Here is a 19,544-nt window from a genome sequence, read left to right on the forward strand (position 1 = left end):
TTTCCGACCCTGTCGCGGGATGGAGCAGCCCGGTAGCTCGTCAGGCTCATAACCTGAAGGTCGTAGGTTCAAATCCTACTCCCGCAACCAGGTCGGAAACCTTCAAAGCAGCCCGTTCAGACTACAATTGATCCACTGGATCAATCGCCCGACAAACGCGCAACGCGCCGGACCGTAAAAGGCTGGATGCATGGCAGGAGGACTACAACTTTCAAATACCACATTCGGTGTTGGGCAACCTGACGCCGATGGAATTTGCAGAGAAAGTGAATATGGACAACCTGGGCGCATAACGCCATCAAACCAAACCCAAGGACTCTCCGTGAAATGGAGGAAACTTGGGGCTCAGGTCAATCTACACACCTTATCAATATCTCGATTGACAGCCGTTCACACAAGAAAAAGACCCCGGACTAAGCCGGGGTCTTTCGCGATTCCGAATGACAATCAGATTACTCTGCGTCTTCTTTCTTCTCGGGAACGATCTCTTCGCCGGTTTCTTGATCGACCACTTTCATCGACAGGCGGACCTTGCCACGATCGTCAAAGCCCAGCAGCTTGACTTTCACTTCCTGACCTTCCTTCAGAACATCCGAAGGGTGGTTCAGGCGGCGGTTTTCGATTTGCGAGACGTGCACCAGGCCGTCGCGCTTGCCAAAGAAGTTCACGAAGGCACCGAAGTCGACGATCTTGACCACTTTACCGGTGTAGATTTGACCTTCTTCCGGTTCAGCGACGATCGAATGAATCATCTCATAGGCCTTCTTGATCGATTCACCATCGGGCGAGGCGATCTTGACGACGCCGTCGTCGTTGATGTCGACCTTGGCACCCGAAACTTCGACGATTTCGCGGATGACCTTGCCGCCCGAGCCGATAACTTCGCGGATCTTGTCGGTCGGGATGTTCATGGTTTCGATGCGCGGCGCGTGGACCGAGAATTCATTGGTCTCGGACAGGGCTTTGCCCATCTCACCCAGAATGTGCATCCGGCCGTCCTTGGCTTGTGCCAGGGCTTTCTCCATGATCTCGGGCGTGATGCCCGCGACCTTGATGTCCATCTGCAGCGAAGTGATACCGTTTTCGGTACCCGCCACTTTGAAATCCATGTCGCCCAGGTGGTCTTCGTCACCCAGAATGTCGGACAGGATGGCGTATTCGCCGTCATCTTCCAGGATCAAGCCCATGGCCACACCGGCAACCGGCGCTTTCAGCGGAACGCCCGCATCCATCATCGACAGCGAACCGCCGCAGACCGACGCCATCGAGGACGAGCCGTTGGATTCGGTGATCTCGGACACGATGCGGATCGTGTAGGGGAAGTCGGTTGCAGCAGGCAGAACCGCCTGCAGGGCGCGCCATGCCAGCTTGCCGTGGCCGATCTCACGACGGCCGGGGCCACCAACGCGGCCAACTTCACCAACCGAATAGGGGGGGAAGTTGTAGTGCAGCAGGAAGTTCGATTTGAAGTTGCCATGCAGCGCGTCGATGAACTGTTCGTCGTCACCGGTGCCCAGCGTGGTCACGGCCAGCGCCTGTGTTTCGCCACGGGTAAACAGCGCCGACCCATGGGTCCGCGGCAGCATCGAGGTTTCTGCAACGATCGAGCGGATATCGGTGGTCGAACGACCGTCGATCCGCTTGCCGCCTTTGACGACGTCACCGCGCAAGATGCCAGCTTCCAGCTTTTTCATCGCCGAACCCAGGTTGCCGTCTTCCAGCTGTTCCTCGGTCAGCGCTTCCTTGATCGCTTCACGGGCAGCAGCAACAGCGGCGGTGCGCTCTTGCTTGTCGGTGATTGCGAAAGCGGCGCGCATCTGTTCTTCGCCGGCGGCTTTGACGGCAGCGTACAGGTCCGAATAGTCGGGGGCCTGGAAGTCAAACGGCTCTTTCGCGGCGTCTTCGGCCAGTGAGATGATCAGGTCAATGACCGGCTGAATCTGCTCATGTGCGAAGTTAACGGCGCCCAGCATTTCCGCTTCGGACAGTTCGTAGGCTTCCGACTCCACCATCATCACGGCGTCTTTGGTACCGGCAACAACCAGATCCAGACGCTGTTCCGGGTTCAGCCGCAGATCCTGCATGTCGTCGACGGTTGGGTTCAAAACGTATTCGCCATCCTCAAACCCAACACGGGCACCGGCGATCGGGCCCATGAACGGCGCGCCGGAAATGGTCAGCGCAGCGGATGCCGCGATCATCGCAACGATGTCGGGATCATTGACCAGATCGTGGGACAGCACGGTGCACATCACCAGGACTTCGTTTTTGAAGCCGTCAACAAACAGCGGGCGGATCGGACGATCGATCAGACGCGCGGTCAGCGTCTCTTTCTCGGTCGGACGCGCCTCGCGCTTGAAGAAGCCACCCGGAACCTTACCGGCGGCATAGTATTTCTCTTGGTAGTGGACGGTCAGCGGAAAAAAGTCCTGACCCGGTTTTTGCGCCCGTGCAAAGGTCACGTTTGCCATGACGCTGGTTTCGCCCAGCGTGGCAATCACGCTGCCGTCGGCCTGACGGGCAACTTTGCCGGTTTCCAGTGTAAGCGTTTCCTCGCCCCACTGCATAGATTTCTTTGTTACATCAAACATATGCGTATCCTAGAACGGAGCACTCCCGCCCCTGCGGGTCTCCGGTTTGCATGGCGGCCCCATTGCCGCCGACCCCATTTATCTTCCGTTCGAGTGCCGGGGTCAGGGCACAACGTCTCAGATAGCGCGCGCATACAGGAGATTGCGCGCGAAGGAAAGGGGCCTCGCTTTCCCCGGCGGTCATCGGCCTTGATGGCTGGGATGCCGGGATCAGAACGACCGCTCGCGGGATTTGCGCAACGCCCGAATGTCTGGTGCTGGTTCTGCAGAGGTTGACGGGGCCGAGGCAGGCTGCACATCGCTGTCGTCGAATTTCAAAAGGGCCAACGCAGATATGGACCAGATCCACGAGTTGAGCCACAGCAAACCCGCTGCCGATGCGACACCTCTGAGAATGAACGCGGGATCGAAATCCGGCAGCGACTGGGTGAGGACAAGGGAAACCGCGGACATCGCCAGCGGCAACATCGCAAACGCTGCGGTAAACAGACCGAAAAAGAACTGCAGGAAAATGGAAACGAACAAGACGCAGAACAAGGGAATGAATCTGCGCCCGAACCCGTTGAAGAACCCGCGGCCCGATGCACCAAACCCGGCCTCGCGCGCGGCGCTGGCCATGGGTACGGCCATGACGGTGTAGAGTGCAGCCAGAAGAACGCAGGCAACGATCATCTTGCTACCTACGGCAAGAAAGGCGAAGGACACCAGAACCGGCTCGGCAGCTTCGGCGAACGCGCTTAGGGATATGGGTTGGCCTAGTTGCCAAAGTGCCAACAAAACACCTGCGGCATTGGCCAGCAGGGCCAGACCACCCAGTGCGACCATAAAGAACACGCCGTAAAGGGTCGCGTTCAGGGCCAGAATCTTCAGATCGGTCTGGCGCATATCGCCCTTGAGCGCCAAAGCCACCCGAATACCGAACAGGCTGATAAAGGCGGCGGTGATGGGCTCGCTCACATAGCTTGCGAAGCCAAGCGTGACGAAACCCAGAAAAAACCAGACAATGATCGAGGCGAGGCTGATCAAAATGACCGGACCAACCATTCGCAATGTTACACTGAACGACAGGATCAGTGAATTGAAGATAAGAAACATAAGGAATTGCCTGTCATTGAATGAGTACCCGGCGTCCGCCAGCCAGAGTACGGCACAGCGACGGCGTTGAATTGTTTTTCCAAAAACTACCTGAGGATGAGCGATTTGCAAGGGGTGGACAGGCTCGAAGCGCGACCTCGGGCCGCTTTCACGGGGTGGAAGGGCGGGCGCAGAGCATGTTAGGCAAGGTGCCGGATTACGCGCATGAATTTGGCGCTAACATATTAAATAATGAATGCGTTTTGTGAAATTTTCATGTCGGTATAGGCTGTTACCACGAAGCCTGCGGTCGAAATGACGGAAATGCGCCAAGGGACAATACTCTCTCTCCGTCCGCTGGCCGAATACCTTGGCGTTTGCACTTGTCGAACAGAAGGGCAGACGAATGGCACAAACCAAGAAAATGCTAGATCCGGATCCCCGGATTTATGACTTCGAGACCGAATATGAGCTAGGACAGGACAATGTCCGTCCGTTCGGTCTGGATATCCATAACCCGGTATTTCTGATCTCTAGTATCCTGATCTTTGCGTTCGTTCTGATCGCTCTGGCAAATCAGGAGGCTGCAGCCACATTTTTTGGATGGCTCAGGCCATGGCTGACCAGTACCTTTGATTGGTTCCTGGTGCTTTCAGTCGATGCAATCACATTGTTTTGCCTGGCACTGATCGTCCTGCCGGTCGGCAAGGTTCGGATCGGCGGCAAAGACGCCACGCCGGATTACTCCTACGCCGGTTGGATCGCGATGATGTTCGCTGCTGGTATCGGCATCGGGCTGCTGTTCTTCGGCGTGATGGAGCCCGTCTATTACAACTTTGCCGAAGGCGGCAACGCTGTACCACTGGGCATCGATATCGCGGTTCCAGGCAACGAGTACGCCGGGATCATGGGCACCATTCACCATTGGGGCCTGGAAGGCTGGGCGGTTTATGCCGCCGTGGGTCTGGCGCTTGCGATCTTCAGCTATAACCTCGGTCTTCCGCTGACATTGCGGTCGGCATTTTACCCGATCCTGGGCGAACGCGTTTGGGGCTGGTGGGGCCATATCATCGATACGCTGGCCGTCTTTGCGACCCTGTTTGGTCTGACGACCTCGCTGGGTCTGGGGGCGCAGCAGGTAGCGGCAGGGCTGTACGAAGTGTTCGGCATCGAACCCAGCCCGACTGTCACAGTCCTTCTGATCATCGGTATCACCATCATCGCATTGGGCTCGGTCCTGCTGGGCATGGATGCGGGCGTCAAACGGCTGAGTGAGATCAACATGATCATGGCCGTGGGCCTGTTCGTCTTTGTGATCGCTGTCACCGGAATTGGCACTGCAATCGCCCGTTATTTCAACGTGATGGTCGATTATGTGATGCACCTGCCAGCGCTGTCCAATCCGTTCGGTCGAGAAGACACAAGCTACTTCCACGGTTGGACGACCTTCTACTGGGCGTGGTGGATTGCGTGGTCGCCCTTTGTCGGCATGTTCATCGCGCGTATCTCGAAAGGTCGCACGGTACGTGAGTTCGTCATCTGCGCCTTGCTGGCCCCTACGGCCGTATGTGCGCTGTGGATGTCGACCTTTGGCGGTGCCGCCATCGACATGTTGAACGCAGGCGGAGCCGAGGGTGTCCGTGCAACAGTGATCGACAGCTACGCCCCCGAAGGCGCGCTGTTCGGCTTCCTGAAAGAACTGCCGCTTTACGGTATCGTAGCGCCCATCGCGCTGGTCCTGATCGTGGTGTTCTTTGTCACCTCGTCAGATTCCGGCTCGCTGGTAATCGATACGATCACCGCAGGTGGCAAGATGGACGCACCGGTGGTTCAGCGCGTGTTCTGGTGCACGCTCGAGGGTCTGGTGGCCATTGCCCTGCTTCTGGGCGGAGGCCTGTCGGCCTTGCAAGGTGCCGCGGTCTCGACGGGCATCCCGTTCACCTTGGTTGTCTTGATCATGTGCTACTGCCTGTGGCTGGCGCTGAAATCGGAAAAGGCCAAGATGTAAGCCGGTCATCTTAAATTCGAAACGCCCGCCAAAGCGCGGGCGTTTTTTTTGGCTTCGGCGTATTCACAATTGACTAGCGCGGGGTGGTCAGAGTTACGTCGTTGAAACAGAGTGCTGCTCTCGTCGTTCAGCGCGTTTGCGTGTTAAGACGTTCCCAGTTGCATTCGGCGTCTGCAAGGCAAGCGCGCACGGCGGTTTGGGTTTCTTCATCATAGATTTTGGTTTGGTCGCCTTTGTAGTGACCCCCGATTTCCATCATTTTCTGAGCGTATTCGATCACACTTTTGTGGGCTATTGAGAGAGACTCATCCCACACGACAAGCGCATCAGCAGATCGGTCTTGCGTATTGTAAATCGACGCTACGCCAAATAAGGCTTGTAAGAGCTCTGGCGAAGACCCTCTTTTGGCATTCCAGTTCTCTGGTCTGGCTATGCGGATAGCTTCCAGATAGCTGGCCAAGGCTTCTTCCTCACGACCAAGTTTTTCGAGAACCTCACCCCGCTGGGTCCAATGAGTGTGTGTATAGGTGCGAGTACCATTTAACACGTCTAGAGTAGCCAAAGCGTGCGTCCAATTCTCAGAGTCCATTTGCAGTTGGATCTTCAGTCGTAATGCATCTCGATAGACGGAAGAGAATTGAGAATTTCGGGTACTAAACACTTCTGCAGTGCAAGTCTTTCCTGCTGCCTCTAACTCATGTATCTGCGCCCTAAGGTGTTCACCGACTTGTTCATAAAAATCCGAACCCGCTGTCAGTAAGTCTAGGTCGACTATCGCGTCTTCATATAGACCCATTTGGACACTTACCCGAGCGCGTTGCAGCAATAGATGTTCAGGTCGATCTGTTGACCCTATCAATTGGTCAAGAACATCTTGCGCTCCGCGATATGGCCCGTCTGAGAAATTCGCCAAATGAGTGACAAACGCAAGGTATTGGTCGTGTTGCACGGTACATTGTCTGGTCTCTATGATTTTATCCAACGCGGACTGACCATTTTTTCCGACTTGATACATCACGTGCGTAATACTGCGTAATATGCGATTTGCTGGGCAATACAGCGGGTCTACATCCAAAGATCTCAGATAGTCAGAAATCGCAGGTTCCACATTCCCGGCAAGCATGTTCAAGCGGCCGCGCCAATACCAGGCCCAGGCAGAATTCGGATCACGTTTCACCGCCTCGTTGGTGTCAGACAGTGATCCTTCAAGATCATCCAGCATGTATTTCACCCATGCCCGGTTTCTCAAAAAACTAGGTGCCTGACTATGATTGCCATAGCGCGACATTGCCTTGTCGAGCGCAACCAGTGCATCGCCGCAGGCATCGGCTTTTGCGTCGGTTTTCAATGCCGCTTCGCAAGCTGCGACCGTAACATCTACCTTATGAAAAGTCAGGAATTTTAACGGCGGGAATACAAAGGCCACGACCGCGCAGGCGGCAATCAAGGCGAACAAACGTATTTTGAGGCGCGGAGTCATTTTGTCGGGAAGTTCTTTGTCTAATAAGAAATGCAACTTAGGGTTTATTGGTGCGTACAAAGTATGGCCGAAGTGAGGCCGCGCAGATAACGCGCATCAAAACAAGCCTTCTGGGAAAAGGATAAGACCATCTTACGGTCGTCACTTAACGCCGCGTGTGGATGGTTGTGGACGCATCGAACGCACAGAATTGGTGATGGGCATAACACCCTCAGTCCTGTGGTTCTTGGGAACTACCGTAGTGGCGCAGCGGTGGTCATCCGAGCAGCGATCGACTCCGGGCCCGGTCCGCCCAAATCGCATTGGTTAGGTCGGCCCAGAAATGAAAAACGCCCGCCGGTTTGGCGGGCGTCTAAAAACGAACGAAAAAGCGCTTAGCGGCGGATGCCCAGCTTTTTGATCAGGTCCTGATAACGCGCTTCTTCTTTTCCCTTCAGGTAGTCCAGCAGCTTACGGCGCTGGGCGACCATTTTCAGCAGACCACGACGACCGTGGTTGTCTTTTTTGTGGGTCTTGAAGTGCTCGGTCAGGGTGGTGATGCGCGAGGTCAGGATGGCCACCTGGACTTCAGGCGAACCGGTGTCGCCGTCTTTGGTTGCGAATTCTTTCATGACGCGTGCTTTTTCAGCGGCAGTGATCGACATCGGGGTCTCCTTGTAAAAGGTTGAGGTTGATGGCGCAGGCCGGGATGTCGTCCAGCACAGGCCCATGGAGAAAACCGCACCGATTCCGATGCGGATGCGCGCGTATAAGCGGAATTCGGATGAATGGCAAAGGGTTTCTGATCTCTCAGACCATTGCGCTGAACCTGGCAAGTTCAGCTTCCGGGATCAGCTGAATGTCTTCGGCGGACAGGCCGTCGGCGCCCAGCAACCGGGCCACATTCTGACCGTCAATCGCGACATTGGTCAGGTTTTTGTTTTCGGCGTCGGTCTCAATTCGGATATCAGGTGCAGCCTCGCCGTCCCAGGAAATGAACAACTTGTCCTCACCGGGCTGAAAGTCCATCACCGTGATCGGTTCGTCAATCTCCTGCCGGTCAAGCATGATGCTGTCATCGCCTTCCCCGCCGGTAACGATGTCGCCGCTGTCGGCCAGGATCGAGTCGTCCCCTGCGCCGCCATTCAGAAAATCAACCGAATCTTTATCCTCTTGGCCAATCAGCACGTCATCACCGTCGCCGCCAAATATGGCGTCTTCACCTTCTCCGCCATCCAGAATGTCGTCGCCATCGCCACCCTGCAGACGATCATCGCCTCCGCCCCCTTCCAGAATGTCGTTGTCCTGACCGCCGAACAGCGCGTCGTTGCCGTTGCCGCCGTCCAGCTGATCCACTCCGAAGTGGCCGTAGAGGTCATCATTGCCTGCGTCGCCCGACAACCGGTCGTTCCCGTCGTCGCCGTGCAGGACATCCTGTCCCGGCCCGCCCGCCAAATGATCGGCGCCTTCGCCGCCATGCAGAGTGTCGTTCCCAAAAGCACCGGCCACAAAATCGTCGCCGCCATAGCCGTTGATCTGGTCATTGCCGTGCTGACCCGTCAGCAAGTCCTGTCCTTCGCCCCCGGCAATGACCAGATTGCCCTCAAATTCCGAGATCACGGTTCCGGTCGGTAGATCAGAATCATCCTGCGCGGTCGGTTCATCGACGTTTTCCCCATCTTCAAGAAACTCGCCCTCCTGTGAATCTTCGTGCTTTTCTTCAGCAGGGTCTTCGTCTTCCGGTGCGTTTTCTGGGGTGAAGACATCACTCATGGCGTAAGCGGCACCGCCGACCGCTGCAAGGCTGAGCATTCCGATCAGAAACATGGTGACTCTCCGCTGGCGCACTGCTCCGGGGATGGAATATCCCACGGCGCCGGGCGGTCGGTCAAAGCTTAGCTGGTCTTGTGGTTAACCCTTTGTCACCACAGCTCAGGCTGTTGGGTGTACGCGATATAGAGCGGATGTTTTGGATGTCCGGCCTTGGTCAGCCCCAGATGGAACAATGACTGGCCGGTGCCGCGCAGCAGGGTTTCCACTGCCGGGCCACGGTCCAGATGCGCGCCATGGGTGCCCCAGGCTGCGATGACCTGATCGGCCCATCGTACGCCGTCCAGAATGGCGGCGTCGTTGGCGGGGCCGACCGGATCAGCGGCGGCGCGCATTTTGCGCGGGTCAGTGTCGCGCCACGCGAAGATGTTGGTGACTTGAAACGCCCCGAACCCCAAGGCGCGCGCGCGGCGCTCGCAGCGCTCGACCGTGGGGTCATTCTGAACCTCGGTCGCCGTTGACGGGTTCAGCATCACGAACAGCGCCTTACGACCTTCCGCGTCCCAGACGCGGGTCAGGCTATAGCGGTATTTCTCACAGTCAGAATAGACGGCGGTCGAGGGCGCATCGCCTTTGGTGTGCGTTCGGGTAATCATGCCACCCGCCTAGCACGGCGCTTAGGCAACGAACACCCGGCTGGGATGCAATTCGCCGGATTTGTAGATGCCCACGGCCACGGCTTTGCCGTCGAGCGAGGCCCAGGCCTCATCCCCGTATTCGACGTCCGAGGCCAGCACCATGCCCGGATTGCCATTGCGCAAGCGAGTGGCCCCTTCAGGGGTGCATTTCAGCTCGGGCAAGTCAGCGAGGCCGACCTCCAGAGGGTGCAAATACGCGTCCAGCGCCTCGGTCTTGGCCATGTCGTCGATCTGGTTGATGCTCAGCCCGTCTTCGACCTCAAACGGGCCGGACCAGATGCGGCGCAGTTCTTTGACATGGCCATGACATCCTAATGCCGCGCCCAGATCGCGGGCGATGGACCGCACGTAACCGCCCTTGCCGCAGGTCATCTCCAGCACCACATGGTCCTCGTCGGGGCGGTCAACAAGGATCAGTTCCTCAACCCACAAGGGCCGGGCGGACAGCTCCACATCCTCGCCATCGCGGGCCAGTTTATAGGCGCGCTGGCCGTCGATCTTCACGGCGGAAAACTTGGGCGGGACCTGCATGATCTCACCCAGAAATGGGCTGAGCGCTTGTTTGATGTCATCATCCGAGGGGCGCGCATCGCTGGAGGCAATCACCTCGCCCTCAGCATCGTCGGTATTGGTGGCCTGACCCAGACGCACGGTGAAAGTGTAGGCTTTCAACGCGTCGGTGATATAGGGAACGGTCTTGGTCGCCTCGCCCAACGCCACGGCCAGAACGCCGGTGGCCTCGGGGTCGAGCGTGCCCGCATGGCCCGCCTTTTTTGCGTCCATCGCCCACCGAACTTTGTTCACCACAGCGGTCGAGGTCATGCCCGCAGGCTTGTCCACCACCAGCCAACCGGAAATGTCGCGACCCTTGCGTTTGCGTCCCATCTTGCTCCTTGCCTTATGCTAAGGCGCGCGGGTTAGCGGATCACTTGGCGGCTGTCAATTTGCAGGCACGTCTTCGACAACCCCGACGATCGGCCCCAACGAAAACCCAATATCCGAACGCCCCCCGGCCCGGTCATACATGCGTGAGATATTCCCATCGAAGAACAGCGCATTGGGGGTTTTTAGCACGTCCCGAAACAGGCTGCCAAACTCGTGGAAGGTGACGTAATCGTCCGAGATCGCAAACACCGCCCGCGTACCATCCGCGCTGGTCCCCACCCCGTTGCGCACAAACAGAGAGGTCGAGTCGGGCAGGAAGCGCGGGTGCAACTCTCCGTCGATCACCAGCATGGGGCCGGATTGGGTGGCAAAGCGGCAGTCTGGCGACTGTTCGACAAACGCAAGCGTCTCGAACACATCGGCGCGGCCCTCACGTATGCAGAACACGCCATTGGGCAGCAGGCCGAAATTGCCGGGGCCGGGATTGGAAATGACGCGCATTTGCTCCTGCCCGTCCTCGACATAATGGCCGACAGGAGAACGGTCATCGTGATACATGCCCGCATTCATCGCAAAGGCCAGACGTTCACCGCCAGGGGCCAACACCTCATTCACCGACGAGAAATGCCCCAGCACATCGCCGCTGTCGTTGTTCAGAAACAGGCGCAGGTCTTCACTGGCGGCGTCCACCTCGCAGATCGTATAGCGCTTGTCGTCATGGGTGACCTTTTCACAGGTCACCGCCCCGACCTGCGCAGCCCAAAAGGCCGCGCCGCAAGCGACAAGCGCTCGGATCACTCGTCCAGATCGCGGCGCACCGCGTCCTGCTCGAACATGCGGCGGGTGTCGTCCAGACGATCGAAGGTGTCGTCCAGACGGAACCGCAGATCGGGCGAGAATTTCAGGCCCACCTTCTTGCCAACCATCCGCCGCAGCTCACCCTTGTTGCGGGCCAGCAACTCTATCACGTCCTCTTGCCCTTTGCCGCCCAAAGGCAGCACATAGGCGGTTGCGATTTTCAAATCGGGCGAGGTGCGCACCTCACCCACGGTGATCGACATACGGTTCAGGTCGGGGTCGTGGACATCTCCGCGCGCCAGAACCTCGGACAGGGTGCGACGGATCAGTTCGCCGACACGCAGCTGTCGTTGGGACGGGCCGGGGCCATCGTGGAATTTGTTCTTTGCCATGACCTCGATCTAAGCCCAAATCCCACCTTTGCCAAGCGGGCGCGAACCGGGTAGGAGGCTTTGAGCCGACTAACGCGAAAGGACCAGCGCCATGACCCATATTCCGGGGATCGTCATCACAGGGGCTTCGGGCCGTATGGGGCAAATGCTGATCAAGACCGTGACCGACAGCGATCAGGCGCGTTTGGTCGGAGTCGTGGAACGCAAGGGTCACGACTGGGTCGGTCAGGATGTCGGTACGGCCATGGGCGGGCAGGCGCTGGGCGTCACCGTCACCGATGATCCGCTGGAGGCGTTTGCACAGGCACAGGCCGTGATCGACTTCACCGCGCCTGAGGCGACGCTGGAATTTGCCGCATTGGCCGCGCAGGCGCGTTGTGTGCATGTGATCGGAACCACCGGCATGAGCGAAGAACAAATAACGGCCTTAGAACCAGCGTCTCGCCATGCCGTGATCGTGCGGGCGGGCAACATGAGCCTCGGGGTCAACCTGCTGGTGCAACTGACCAAAAAAGTTGCCGCTGCGCTGGATGAGGATTTCGATATCGAAATCATTGAAGGCCATCACCACCACAAGGTCGATGCGCCTTCGGGCACGGCGCTGATGCTGGGCGAAGCCGCCGCCGAGGGGCGTGGCGTCAAGCTGTTGGATGTGTCCGATCGAGGGCGGGACGGCATCACCGGCGCACGTAAGCGCGGCGATATCGGCTTCCACGCCATTCGTGGTGGAGACATCGTGGGCGAACACGACGTCCTGTTCGCCGCCCCGGGAGAACGCATCGTCCTGCGTCATCTGGCAACTGACCGCGCCATCTTTGCCCGCGGCGCATTGAAAGCGGCGCTTTGGGGGCAGGGCAAGGCACCGGGTCAATACGACATGGTGGATGTGTTGGGGCTCTAACGAAAGGCGACCAGACCGGGTGGCTGGGTGCCCTCTTGTTCCGCCAACGTAAACAAAGCGTCTAGTCGCTGATCCCATGTGGGGTATTGGCCGGTCACAGCGTAAGTGAGTCGTTCCGCGCCGAGCGAAATCCCCAACGGGGCGGCGTCTCCGCCGATGATGATCTCGCCGATTTCCGTCCAGTCGGCGGAAGGCGGATAGGCGGCGGGCGCGGGTTCATCCGTTTTGCCGACCCGGTAATAGACGCCCATCGTGACCAGGTAGTCCGTGCCTACTGGATTGGGAAAGAAAAAGCCCGAGGCGTCGCGGGCCGCCAATGCTTCGGCCTCGTCGCGCAACAGGACCTTTTCGGCGAAGGGCAGGTTCAAATCATCCAGAGTGGGGCGCAGCGCGTCAGCCTGCGGAACGCTGACAAATGCGATGCGAGAGGGGTCCAGCCCGAACCCTTCGGTCAGCACCTGCATCATCAGGCGGGTGGTCATCTGGCCATCTGCATCAGCAGCAGGGTGGCAGCCGACTTCGTGGAATACAGGCAGGACATCAGGGCGATGTTTTTCCGCGACGTCGCCGACACGGGCCAGAGGTTGAATTACATACTGTCCAATTGGCAGGGCTGATTGGTCAAAATCATGCCGCAGCCCACCATTGTAGTCCGGATCACCGGACGCGATCGGCAGGGATGGTGTTTCGGCAAAGCCCTGTTCGGCAAAAACTGCCTTGAGCCGGGCCAACGTTTCACTCAACGCGCTTTCAAACCCCTCGTTTTGGCCAAAAACCAATCCCGGCAGCAGAGTTCCCACTGCCGCCCCCGATCCAAGTTTCACAACTTCGCGCCTATTCAGTGCCATCCGAGCCTCCACCTGAGATTGATTGACACTATCGCAGAAGATTGGCGGAATGGTTACGGAATTCTGAAAACCTGGGGTCAGGCCTTGCCCAGATGCCTGTCTACCATGCGTTGAACCATCGGGGCGAAATGGGCAAAGTCCGGGGTCGCCATTTCCGCGCGTTTGCCCGCCTCGTCCAGATACCGAACCTGAATGATCGCTTTCAGGTTCGGGTTCCGATCAAACGCGGCAACCTCATCAGCGCTCATTGGGCCACCCTGCAGTTCCAGCGTGTGGACCGAAGCTGCCGACAGACGCGCGAAATAGTCCGGTTTTGTTGCGCATAGATAGCGCTTGGCCGCGACATGATAGCGGCAGCAATCGGTGATGACGGACGGAAAGAACTGCTCCAGCACCTCGGCTCCGGCGTCTTCGTGATGGCGGTCTTCGGTGTCGTCGGGGTGATAGGTGCCGAACTCGGATGTGAAATGCCCGATATCGTGCAGCAGCGCGCCCACGATGATCTCTTCTGGCATGCCGTTTTGCTCGGCAATCGTGGCCCCCTGCAGCATGTGTTCGGCCATGGTGACGGGTTCGCCCAGATATTCCTCGCCGCCGCGCCGTTCGAAGATATCGGCGATGAAGGCCACGATGTTTTCTTGGGTCAGGGTTGAGAAATCCGGCTTCATTCCGCCGCCTCCGGTTGCGCGGCATTCAGTGCCGCCAAAGTGGATAGCAGTCCGTCCTTGTCCGCATAACAGCCCTGCAACCAACGCGAACCCGCGCCGGAGTAGCCCAGTCGCGCATGCAACACGCGGGTGTTGTCGACGATGAAGCTTTCGCCCGGTTCAAGTTTGAAGGCCACGCCCATCGCGGGGTCGTCAATGATGGCGGCCAGTTGCCGGTAGGCCGCATAATAGGCTTCCATCTTGTCGAACGGAATATCAACCAGCGGCGCGGTTGAGCGGTTGTTAAAGCGAATGCCGACCAATTCGCCATCCGGTGACAGTTCAATCATCGGGCGACGCGCTTGCAGGCAGACCCCGTCCGCGCCCTTGAACTCGAACCGGGCGGGATGGCCTGCCAGCAGGGCGAACCCCTCGGGATTGTCATCGCGCAGGCGCTGGGCGGCGCGGAAGCCATCGACAACAATCGAGTCTCCACCCTCAGCACTGTTTTCCAGGCAATACAGGATCTGCAGCGTCGGCACCGGGTCGCGATAGGGGTTGTCGGTATGCGCCTGCAGCCCCATTCCGGTATAGGCCAGATTGGTCGGGTTCACTTCGGTCCGGACCTCGAAATAGGGGCCGTAGTTGGTCTCGCGTACATAGCCGAACAGGTCGGCCACTTTTAGAAGAGACTCGGGCTCGGTCGGGCCGCCTGTCAGCTTGCCAAAGCCATATTCCGCGACCGAGGAAAGCCAGTTTCGTTTGCTGGCAAAATCCGAGTGAACCGCAGTCCAGTCGGCACTGGGTGCGTCGATTTTGCCGTCCCAGGTGGTCAGCCCGTCGGGCACGCGACCAAAAGTGTCGCTGCAATCACGGTCGTAGCTGTGTGCGTCCAACCAAGCCGAGGGGTAGGTTACCGTTTTGCCTTCCGGCTGAAAGGTCACCTGTAATGCGTTGCCAATCACATCGGCTGCGCCGATTGAGACATCAGCGGGGATGTCCCCGATCGTGATCAGACGCTGGCCGTTGTCCGGGGCGCGGGTATCCGGGTCCAAAGCATTGTCGCGCAGCCAGATCGCGTGAAAGCGGGATTGGGTGCCGTCGCTGAATTCGACGGAGACAATCGAAGGGGTGAAGTTTACAGCGCGCAGCATGGGTTGCTCCTGTCGGCGTTGAGTGTTTCTTGAGGACATACGCGTCTTGTGGCATTACGACAATTAATCCTTATTCCTGCTGAGGGATGGAAAATCTAATGGCTCAAAAGCAAATTGGCTTGCCCCCGCTGGATTGGCTGCGCGTGTTTGAAGCCGCTGGGCGACTGGGCGGGTTCTCGGCCGCCGCGCGCGAGTTCGGTTTGACACAGGCGGCGGTCAGCCAGCGGATCGGTAACCTTGAGGCGTGGTTGGGGCGGACGCTCTTTGTCCGCGAGGCGCGGGGCGTATCGCTGACTGTCGAAGGCGAGAGCTATTTGCCGCTGGTACAGGACAGTTTGCAGGCGCTGGAGCGCAGCACCGAGGATCTGTTCGGCAAGTCGCCGCGCGCGCTGCGGGTTGCGGGCTTGTCGTCAAACATTCAAGGGCTTGTCGTTCCCAGCCTCGGGCGGTTTCACGAGATACGGCCCGATGTCCGCGTCATGACCGATTCCGCAGCGCGCCGGTCGTCGCTGGATGAAGAACGCACCTGGCTGCAGATTCGCTATGGTCGCGGCGCGTGGCCCGGGCGCGATGCTGAGCTGATCGCCCGCGAAGTGCTGGTGCCAATAGCAGCCCCCGGTGTGGGCTGGGGTGCGCCGCTGATTGACCTGCGCGGTGAACGCCCGGGATGGCACGACTGGTCCAAAGCGACCGGTATGGACCAACTTGCCCCGTCACACCTCAGCTTTGATTCGATGGAGCATGGCCTGTCTGCGGCGCGGCAAGGCATGGGTGTTGTCTTGGGCTCGGTCGCTTTGGCCAATACGGATTTGCAAGACGGTCGCTTGCGCAGGTTGGATTTGCCTGAGCTAAGGACAAAGGACGGTTATTGGCTTACCTGGCCCGAGGAGCGCGCGAAGTCCAAAAAGCAGCGCGCGTTGATTGCGGATTTCCTGCAGGCGATGCGGGGTTAGCCGGTCAGAAGTCGATCGCGATGCCCTTTTTCTCCCAATCGCCATAGCGCGCCGGGTCGGGGCCATCGCGGCCTCCAAGCTCTTTGGGTGCCTTTTTTGCTTCAGCCTCGGCCTTGCGGCGGCGCTCGTCGGCTTCGGCAAGGGCGCGTTGGGCGGCGGGGGGCAGGTCTTTGCGGTCGTCGCTCATGACTTCGGGTTCCTTTCCGGGCTGGGTCTTGATATACGCCCCCGTCCGCGCTTGGCAATGCAGCTGCGGAGTTTCGAAAGGCGGTTTCATGTCCGACAACGCGACGGCAGCACGGCGCAGCACAATCTATCTGCTGGATCAGATTCTGGGCGAAGGGCGGCTTTTGTCCGAATGCCTGGCCGCCGGGGCGCTGGACCGGCTTGACCCCGAGGACCGCGCCCGCGCCCAACGCCTGACATTGCAAACCCTGCGCGGGTTGGAACGTGCTGACCGTTTGCTGGGCAATCACCTGAACCGCACACCTGCCTTGACCGTTCACAACGCGTTGCGCCTTGGCGCTGTCGAGCTCTGCCATGGCGAAGCCGCGCATGGTGTCGTGAATTCCATGGTCGAGATTGTTGGCCGGTCGCGCAAACACGGTCGCCTGAAAGGGCTGGTGAATGCAGTCCTGCGCAAAGTGGCCGCCGAAGGGCCAGAGGCTTGGCCGAAAATGCGGGTGCCGCGCCTGCCAGACTGGTTGCGCGATCCTCTGACTATGGCTTGGGGCGTTGACGCTGTTGCGGGCATGGAACGCGCGCATTTTGACGGCGCACCGCTGGACATATCGGCGAAGCCCGGAGCAAGCGGCCCCGGCGACGCTCTTCCAACGGGATCGATGCGCGTGCGCGATGCCGGGCAGGTCTCGGCTCTATCTGGATATGATCGGGGCGATTGGTGGGTGCAGGATGCAGCGGCGGCCTTGCCGGTGAATGCTCTTGCGCCCCAACCCGGAGAACAGATTCTTGATCTTTGCGCCGCGCCGGGCGGGAAGACGTTGCAATTGGCGGCGGCTGGGGCCGAGGTCACCGCTCTGGATATCTCCGAAACACGACTGAATCGAGTCCGTGAAAATCTGTCGCGCACAGGGCTAACGGCCAATGTCATCGCTGGGGACGCGCTGGAGCATCAGGGCCAGTATGACGCCATTCTGCTGGATGCACCCTGTTCAGCGACCGGAACGATCCGGCGGCATCCGGATTTGCCGTTTGCCAAAGACGGCTCGGAGTTCGGCACGTTGATTGAGCTGCAGGCCCAGATGCTGGCCCATGCCTGGACGTTGCTGAAACCGGGCGGGCGGCTGGTCTATTGCACCTGTTCCCTGCTGCCGGATGAAGGCGAAGTGCAGATCGAAGAGGCATTGGAACAGCATCCGGACATGCAAGTGGACCGAGAGGCCTTGAATGTCGCGGGTGTGGATTCGCAGTGGATCACAGAGGAAGGCGGTTTGCGCCTAAGGCCGGATTATTGGTCGGACCTAGGCGGTATGGACGGGTTCTATATCGCTTGCCTGAACAAATCTGCCTAAGCGCACGCTTTTCGATGACTTGACGTTCGGACCCGTCTATCGTTGGGTCAAACGCCAGCAGAGCGTAAGGGGCAGAGTCGCACGCGTCATGTCAAGTTCGGACCCAATGGCCAACCGCTGGACGCGGTTTCAGAACCGTTTCTACGCGCGGCTCAGCCAGCGCCGGAAGGCGGTGTCGGGGTTTGTGGGGCAACCGGAACCGCGAACTGTGGGTTCTTTTGCGCGCGGACGGCAATTGGTGGCCGGAAACCTGCTGTTTGCAGGCTATCTGGTCGAGGCTGAAGATACCGAGCTTTGGGATGTCGTCGCCCCGAGCGCCGACTTTGACAATGAGCGCCACGGTTTTGCCTGGCTGGATGATTTGGCGGCCGTGGGAGACATGCGCGCGCGGGAAAAGGCCCAGCGCTGGGTCTGGGGTTGGATCAATACGCATGGACGCGGTCAGGGGCCGGGCTGGGTGCCCGATCTCACCGGACGGCGTGTGATGCGCTGGATCAACCATGCCCTGTTCCTTTTGCGCGGCGCGAACGAGGCGCAAAGCAGGGCTTTTTTTCGCGCTCTGGCGCAGCAAACTTGGTTTCTGTCGAAACGCTGGACGGCGGCAACGCCGGGTCTGCCAAGGTTCGAGGCGCTGGCTGGTCTGGTGCAGGCCGGGCTGGCGCTGGAGGGGTTGGAGGAACTGGCGGACCCTGCTCTGCGTGCATTGGCGAGCGAGTGCGAGCGGCAAATCGATGCCGAAGGCGGCATCCTCACCCGCAACCCGGAGGAGTTGCTGGAGGTCTTTACTCTGCTCGCCTGGACTTCGGCGGCGCTGAGCGAGGTCGGGCGCGGCACACCCGCCGCTCAGACCGAAGCGATCCGCCGGATTGCGCCCACATTGCGGAACTTACGCCATGCCGACGGTGCGCTGGCTCGGTTCCATGGCGGCGGGCGCGGGCTGGAAGGTCGGCTGGATCAGGCGCTGGCGCAAAGCGGTGTGAAACCGCAGCAACATTCCGACTTGTCCATGGGGTTTGCCCGGCTATCCGCCTCACGCAGTACAGTCATCGTGGACGCAAGTGTCCCGCCCAAAGGCGCGGCCTCATTCAACGCGCATGCTTCGGCCTTGGCGTTTGAGCTGACCTCGGGCCGTAGACCCTTGATCGTAAATTGCGGGTCGGGGGCCAGTTTTGGACAGGAGTGGCGTCGGGCCGGTCGCGCGACGCCATCTCACTCCACTCTGTGCGTCGACGGGTTTTCCAGCGCGCGTCTGGCCCCACCCGTCAAAGGCGCGACCCAAGAGGCTTTGGTGGACGGCCCGAAAGAGGTGCCGACCGACTTTGAGGATGCCTTTGAAGGCACGCGCTTCATGGCTGGCCACGACGGTTACACCAAGGTGTTCGGTCTGACCCACGCGCGTACGTTCGAGCTGCGCTTTGACGGACGCGAATTAATTGGTGAGGACATTTTGTTGACCTCGACCGACCGAGCAAAAAAGCAATTTGACAAGGCAATGACTGCGTCGGGCAAGTCCGGTGTGAAATATGATATCCGATTTCATCTGCATCCTGACGTGGATGCGGCTTTGGATTTGGGTGGTGCAGCAGTGTCGATGGCGCTCAAAAGCGGCGAGATTTGGGTGTTCCGCCACGATGGTGTGGCAAAATTGGCCGTTGAACCAAGCGTTTATCTTGAAAAAGGCCGTCTGAAGCCACGCGCGACAAAACAGATCGTTCTATCTGGACGCGCAATGGAGTATGCGACGCGCACAAGGTGGACGCTGAGCAAGGCGCAGGATACTGCCTATGCCGTGCGCGACGTGCACCGGGACGAGCCCGTTTTCGACTGACGCCAA

The 19,544-nt window shown here is 59.1% G+C and carries 19 protein-coding genes and 1 tRNA gene; 7 read left to right on the top strand and 13 right to left on the bottom strand.

The features are described from left to right. The first annotated feature begins 13 nt into the window (after positions 1-13). A tRNA-Met gene (locus ACR0CR_RS10335) sits at positions 14-90 on the top strand. A 92-nt stretch (positions 91-182) separates the two neighbouring features. Next, a complete protein-coding gene (locus tag ACR0CR_RS10340; RefSeq protein ID WP_480599116.1) occupies positions 183-293 on the top strand; it encodes a hypothetical protein in 111 nt (36 codons plus the stop codon). A gap of 159 nt (positions 294-452) precedes the next feature. On the opposite strand, the gene pnp is transcribed toward ACR0CR_RS10340, so the two are convergent. After that, complete coding sequence (pnp, locus tag ACR0CR_RS10345) at positions 453-2,591, bottom strand: polyribonucleotide nucleotidyltransferase (RefSeq protein ID WP_480598689.1); 2,139 nt, start codon at positions 2,589-2,591, stop codon at positions 453-455. Between the two features lie 210 nt (positions 2,592-2,801). Next, a complete protein-coding gene (locus tag ACR0CR_RS10350; RefSeq protein WP_480598690.1) occupies positions 2,802-3,686 on the bottom strand; it encodes a hypothetical protein in 885 nt (294 codons plus the stop codon). 385 nt (positions 3,687-4,071) lie between these two features. Here ACR0CR_RS10350 and ACR0CR_RS10355 point away from each other — a divergent pair, with 385 nt between their 5' ends. After that, positions 4,072-5,673: a BCCT family transporter gene (locus ACR0CR_RS10355; RefSeq protein ID WP_480598692.1), complete on the top strand. Its 1,602-nt coding sequence runs from the start codon at positions 4,072-4,074 to the stop codon at positions 5,671-5,673. Between the two features lie 127 nt (positions 5,674-5,800). Here ACR0CR_RS10355 and ACR0CR_RS10360 read toward each other — a convergent pair whose 3' ends face one another. From ACR0CR_RS10360 to rbfA, 7 genes are all read right to left on the bottom strand, one after another. Further along, positions 5,801-7,213: a tetratricopeptide repeat protein gene (locus tag ACR0CR_RS10360; protein WP_480598694.1), complete on the bottom strand. Its 1,413-nt coding sequence runs from the start codon at positions 7,211-7,213 to the stop codon at positions 5,801-5,803. Between the two features lie 314 nt (positions 7,214-7,527). After that, entirely contained in the window at positions 7,528-7,797 is a 270-nt protein-coding gene (rpsO, locus tag ACR0CR_RS10365) for a 30S ribosomal protein S15 (protein WP_008757925.1), read from the bottom strand. Positions 7,798-7,942: 145 nt separating this feature from the next. Next, positions 7,943-8,959, bottom strand: coding sequence for a calcium-binding protein (locus ACR0CR_RS10370; RefSeq protein WP_480598695.1), 1,017 nt, complete (start codon positions 8,957-8,959; stop codon positions 7,943-7,945). A 95-nt stretch (positions 8,960-9,054) separates the two neighbouring features. After that, positions 9,055-9,558, bottom strand: a complete 504-nt coding sequence (locus tag ACR0CR_RS10375) for a DUF1643 domain-containing protein (RefSeq protein WP_480598697.1) — start codon at positions 9,556-9,558, stop codon at positions 9,055-9,057. Positions 9,559-9,579: 21 nt separating this feature from the next. Beyond that, positions 9,580-10,485 carry a tRNA pseudouridine(55) synthase TruB gene (truB, locus tag ACR0CR_RS10380; protein ID WP_480598699.1) on the bottom strand — a complete coding sequence of 302 codons (906 nt, stop codon included), beginning with the start codon at positions 10,483-10,485 and terminating at the stop codon, positions 9,580-9,582. Between the two features lie 54 nt (positions 10,486-10,539). Further along, entirely contained in the window at positions 10,540-11,283 is a 744-nt protein-coding gene (locus ACR0CR_RS10385) for a phosphodiester glycosidase family protein (RefSeq protein ID WP_480598701.1), read from the bottom strand. Next, complete coding sequence (gene rbfA / locus ACR0CR_RS10390; protein WP_010438628.1) at positions 11,280-11,675, bottom strand: 30S ribosome-binding factor RbfA; 396 nt, start codon at positions 11,673-11,675, stop codon at positions 11,280-11,282. Before rbfA ends, ACR0CR_RS10385 begins: the two co-directional genes overlap by 4 nt. Before the next feature lie 91 nt (positions 11,676-11,766). Here rbfA and dapB point away from each other — a divergent pair, with 91 nt between their 5' ends. Beyond that, entirely contained in the window at positions 11,767-12,576 is an 810-nt protein-coding gene (gene dapB, locus ACR0CR_RS10395; RefSeq protein ID WP_480598703.1) for a 4-hydroxy-tetrahydrodipicolinate reductase, read from the top strand. Here the strand turns inward: dapB and ACR0CR_RS10400 are convergent. The 3 genes from ACR0CR_RS10400 to tmpA all read right to left on the bottom strand — a co-directional run bounded on the left by ACR0CR_RS10400 (position 12,573) and on the right by tmpA (position 15,225). Beyond that, positions 12,573-13,424, bottom strand: coding sequence for a hypothetical protein (locus ACR0CR_RS10400; protein WP_480598705.1), 852 nt, complete (start codon positions 13,422-13,424; stop codon positions 12,573-12,575). The genes dapB and ACR0CR_RS10400 overlap by 4 nt on opposite strands. Before the next feature lie 77 nt (positions 13,425-13,501). Then, on the bottom strand, positions 13,502-14,092 hold the full coding sequence (tmpB, locus tag ACR0CR_RS10405; protein ID WP_480598707.1) for a (R)-1-hydroxy-2-trimethylaminoethylphosphonate oxygenase: 591 nt from the start codon (positions 14,090-14,092) through the stop codon (positions 13,502-13,504). Then, a complete protein-coding gene (gene tmpA, locus ACR0CR_RS10410; RefSeq protein WP_480598709.1) occupies positions 14,089-15,225 on the bottom strand; it encodes a 2-trimethylaminoethylphosphonate dioxygenase in 1,137 nt (378 codons plus the stop codon). The genes tmpB and tmpA overlap by 4 nt, the downstream gene beginning before the upstream one ends. Before the next feature lie 98 nt (positions 15,226-15,323). On the opposite strand from tmpA, the gene ACR0CR_RS10415 reads away from it, so the two are divergent. Continuing rightward, positions 15,324-16,178: a LysR family transcriptional regulator gene (locus ACR0CR_RS10415; protein WP_480598712.1), complete on the top strand. Its 855-nt coding sequence runs from the start codon at positions 15,324-15,326 to the stop codon at positions 16,176-16,178. 4 nt (positions 16,179-16,182) lie between these two features. Here the strand turns inward: ACR0CR_RS10415 and ACR0CR_RS10420 are convergent, their stop codons facing one another. Continuing rightward, entirely contained in the window at positions 16,183-16,365 is a 183-nt protein-coding gene (locus ACR0CR_RS10420; protein ID WP_480598714.1) for a DUF1674 domain-containing protein, read from the bottom strand. Positions 16,366-16,453: 88 nt separating this feature from the next. Between ACR0CR_RS10420 and ACR0CR_RS10425 the strand changes: the two genes are divergently transcribed. Then, positions 16,454-17,710 carry an RsmB/NOP family class I SAM-dependent RNA methyltransferase gene (locus ACR0CR_RS10425; protein WP_480598716.1) on the top strand — a complete coding sequence of 419 codons (1,257 nt, stop codon included), beginning with the start codon at positions 16,454-16,456 and terminating at the stop codon, positions 17,708-17,710. Positions 17,711-17,798: 88 nt separating this feature from the next. Next, positions 17,799-19,538: a heparinase II/III family protein gene (locus tag ACR0CR_RS10430; RefSeq protein WP_480598719.1), complete on the top strand. Its 1,740-nt coding sequence runs from the start codon at positions 17,799-17,801 to the stop codon at positions 19,536-19,538. The last annotated feature ends 6 nt before the right edge of the window (positions 19,539-19,544 follow it).

The organism is Ruegeria sp. AM2 (assembly GCF_056540685.1).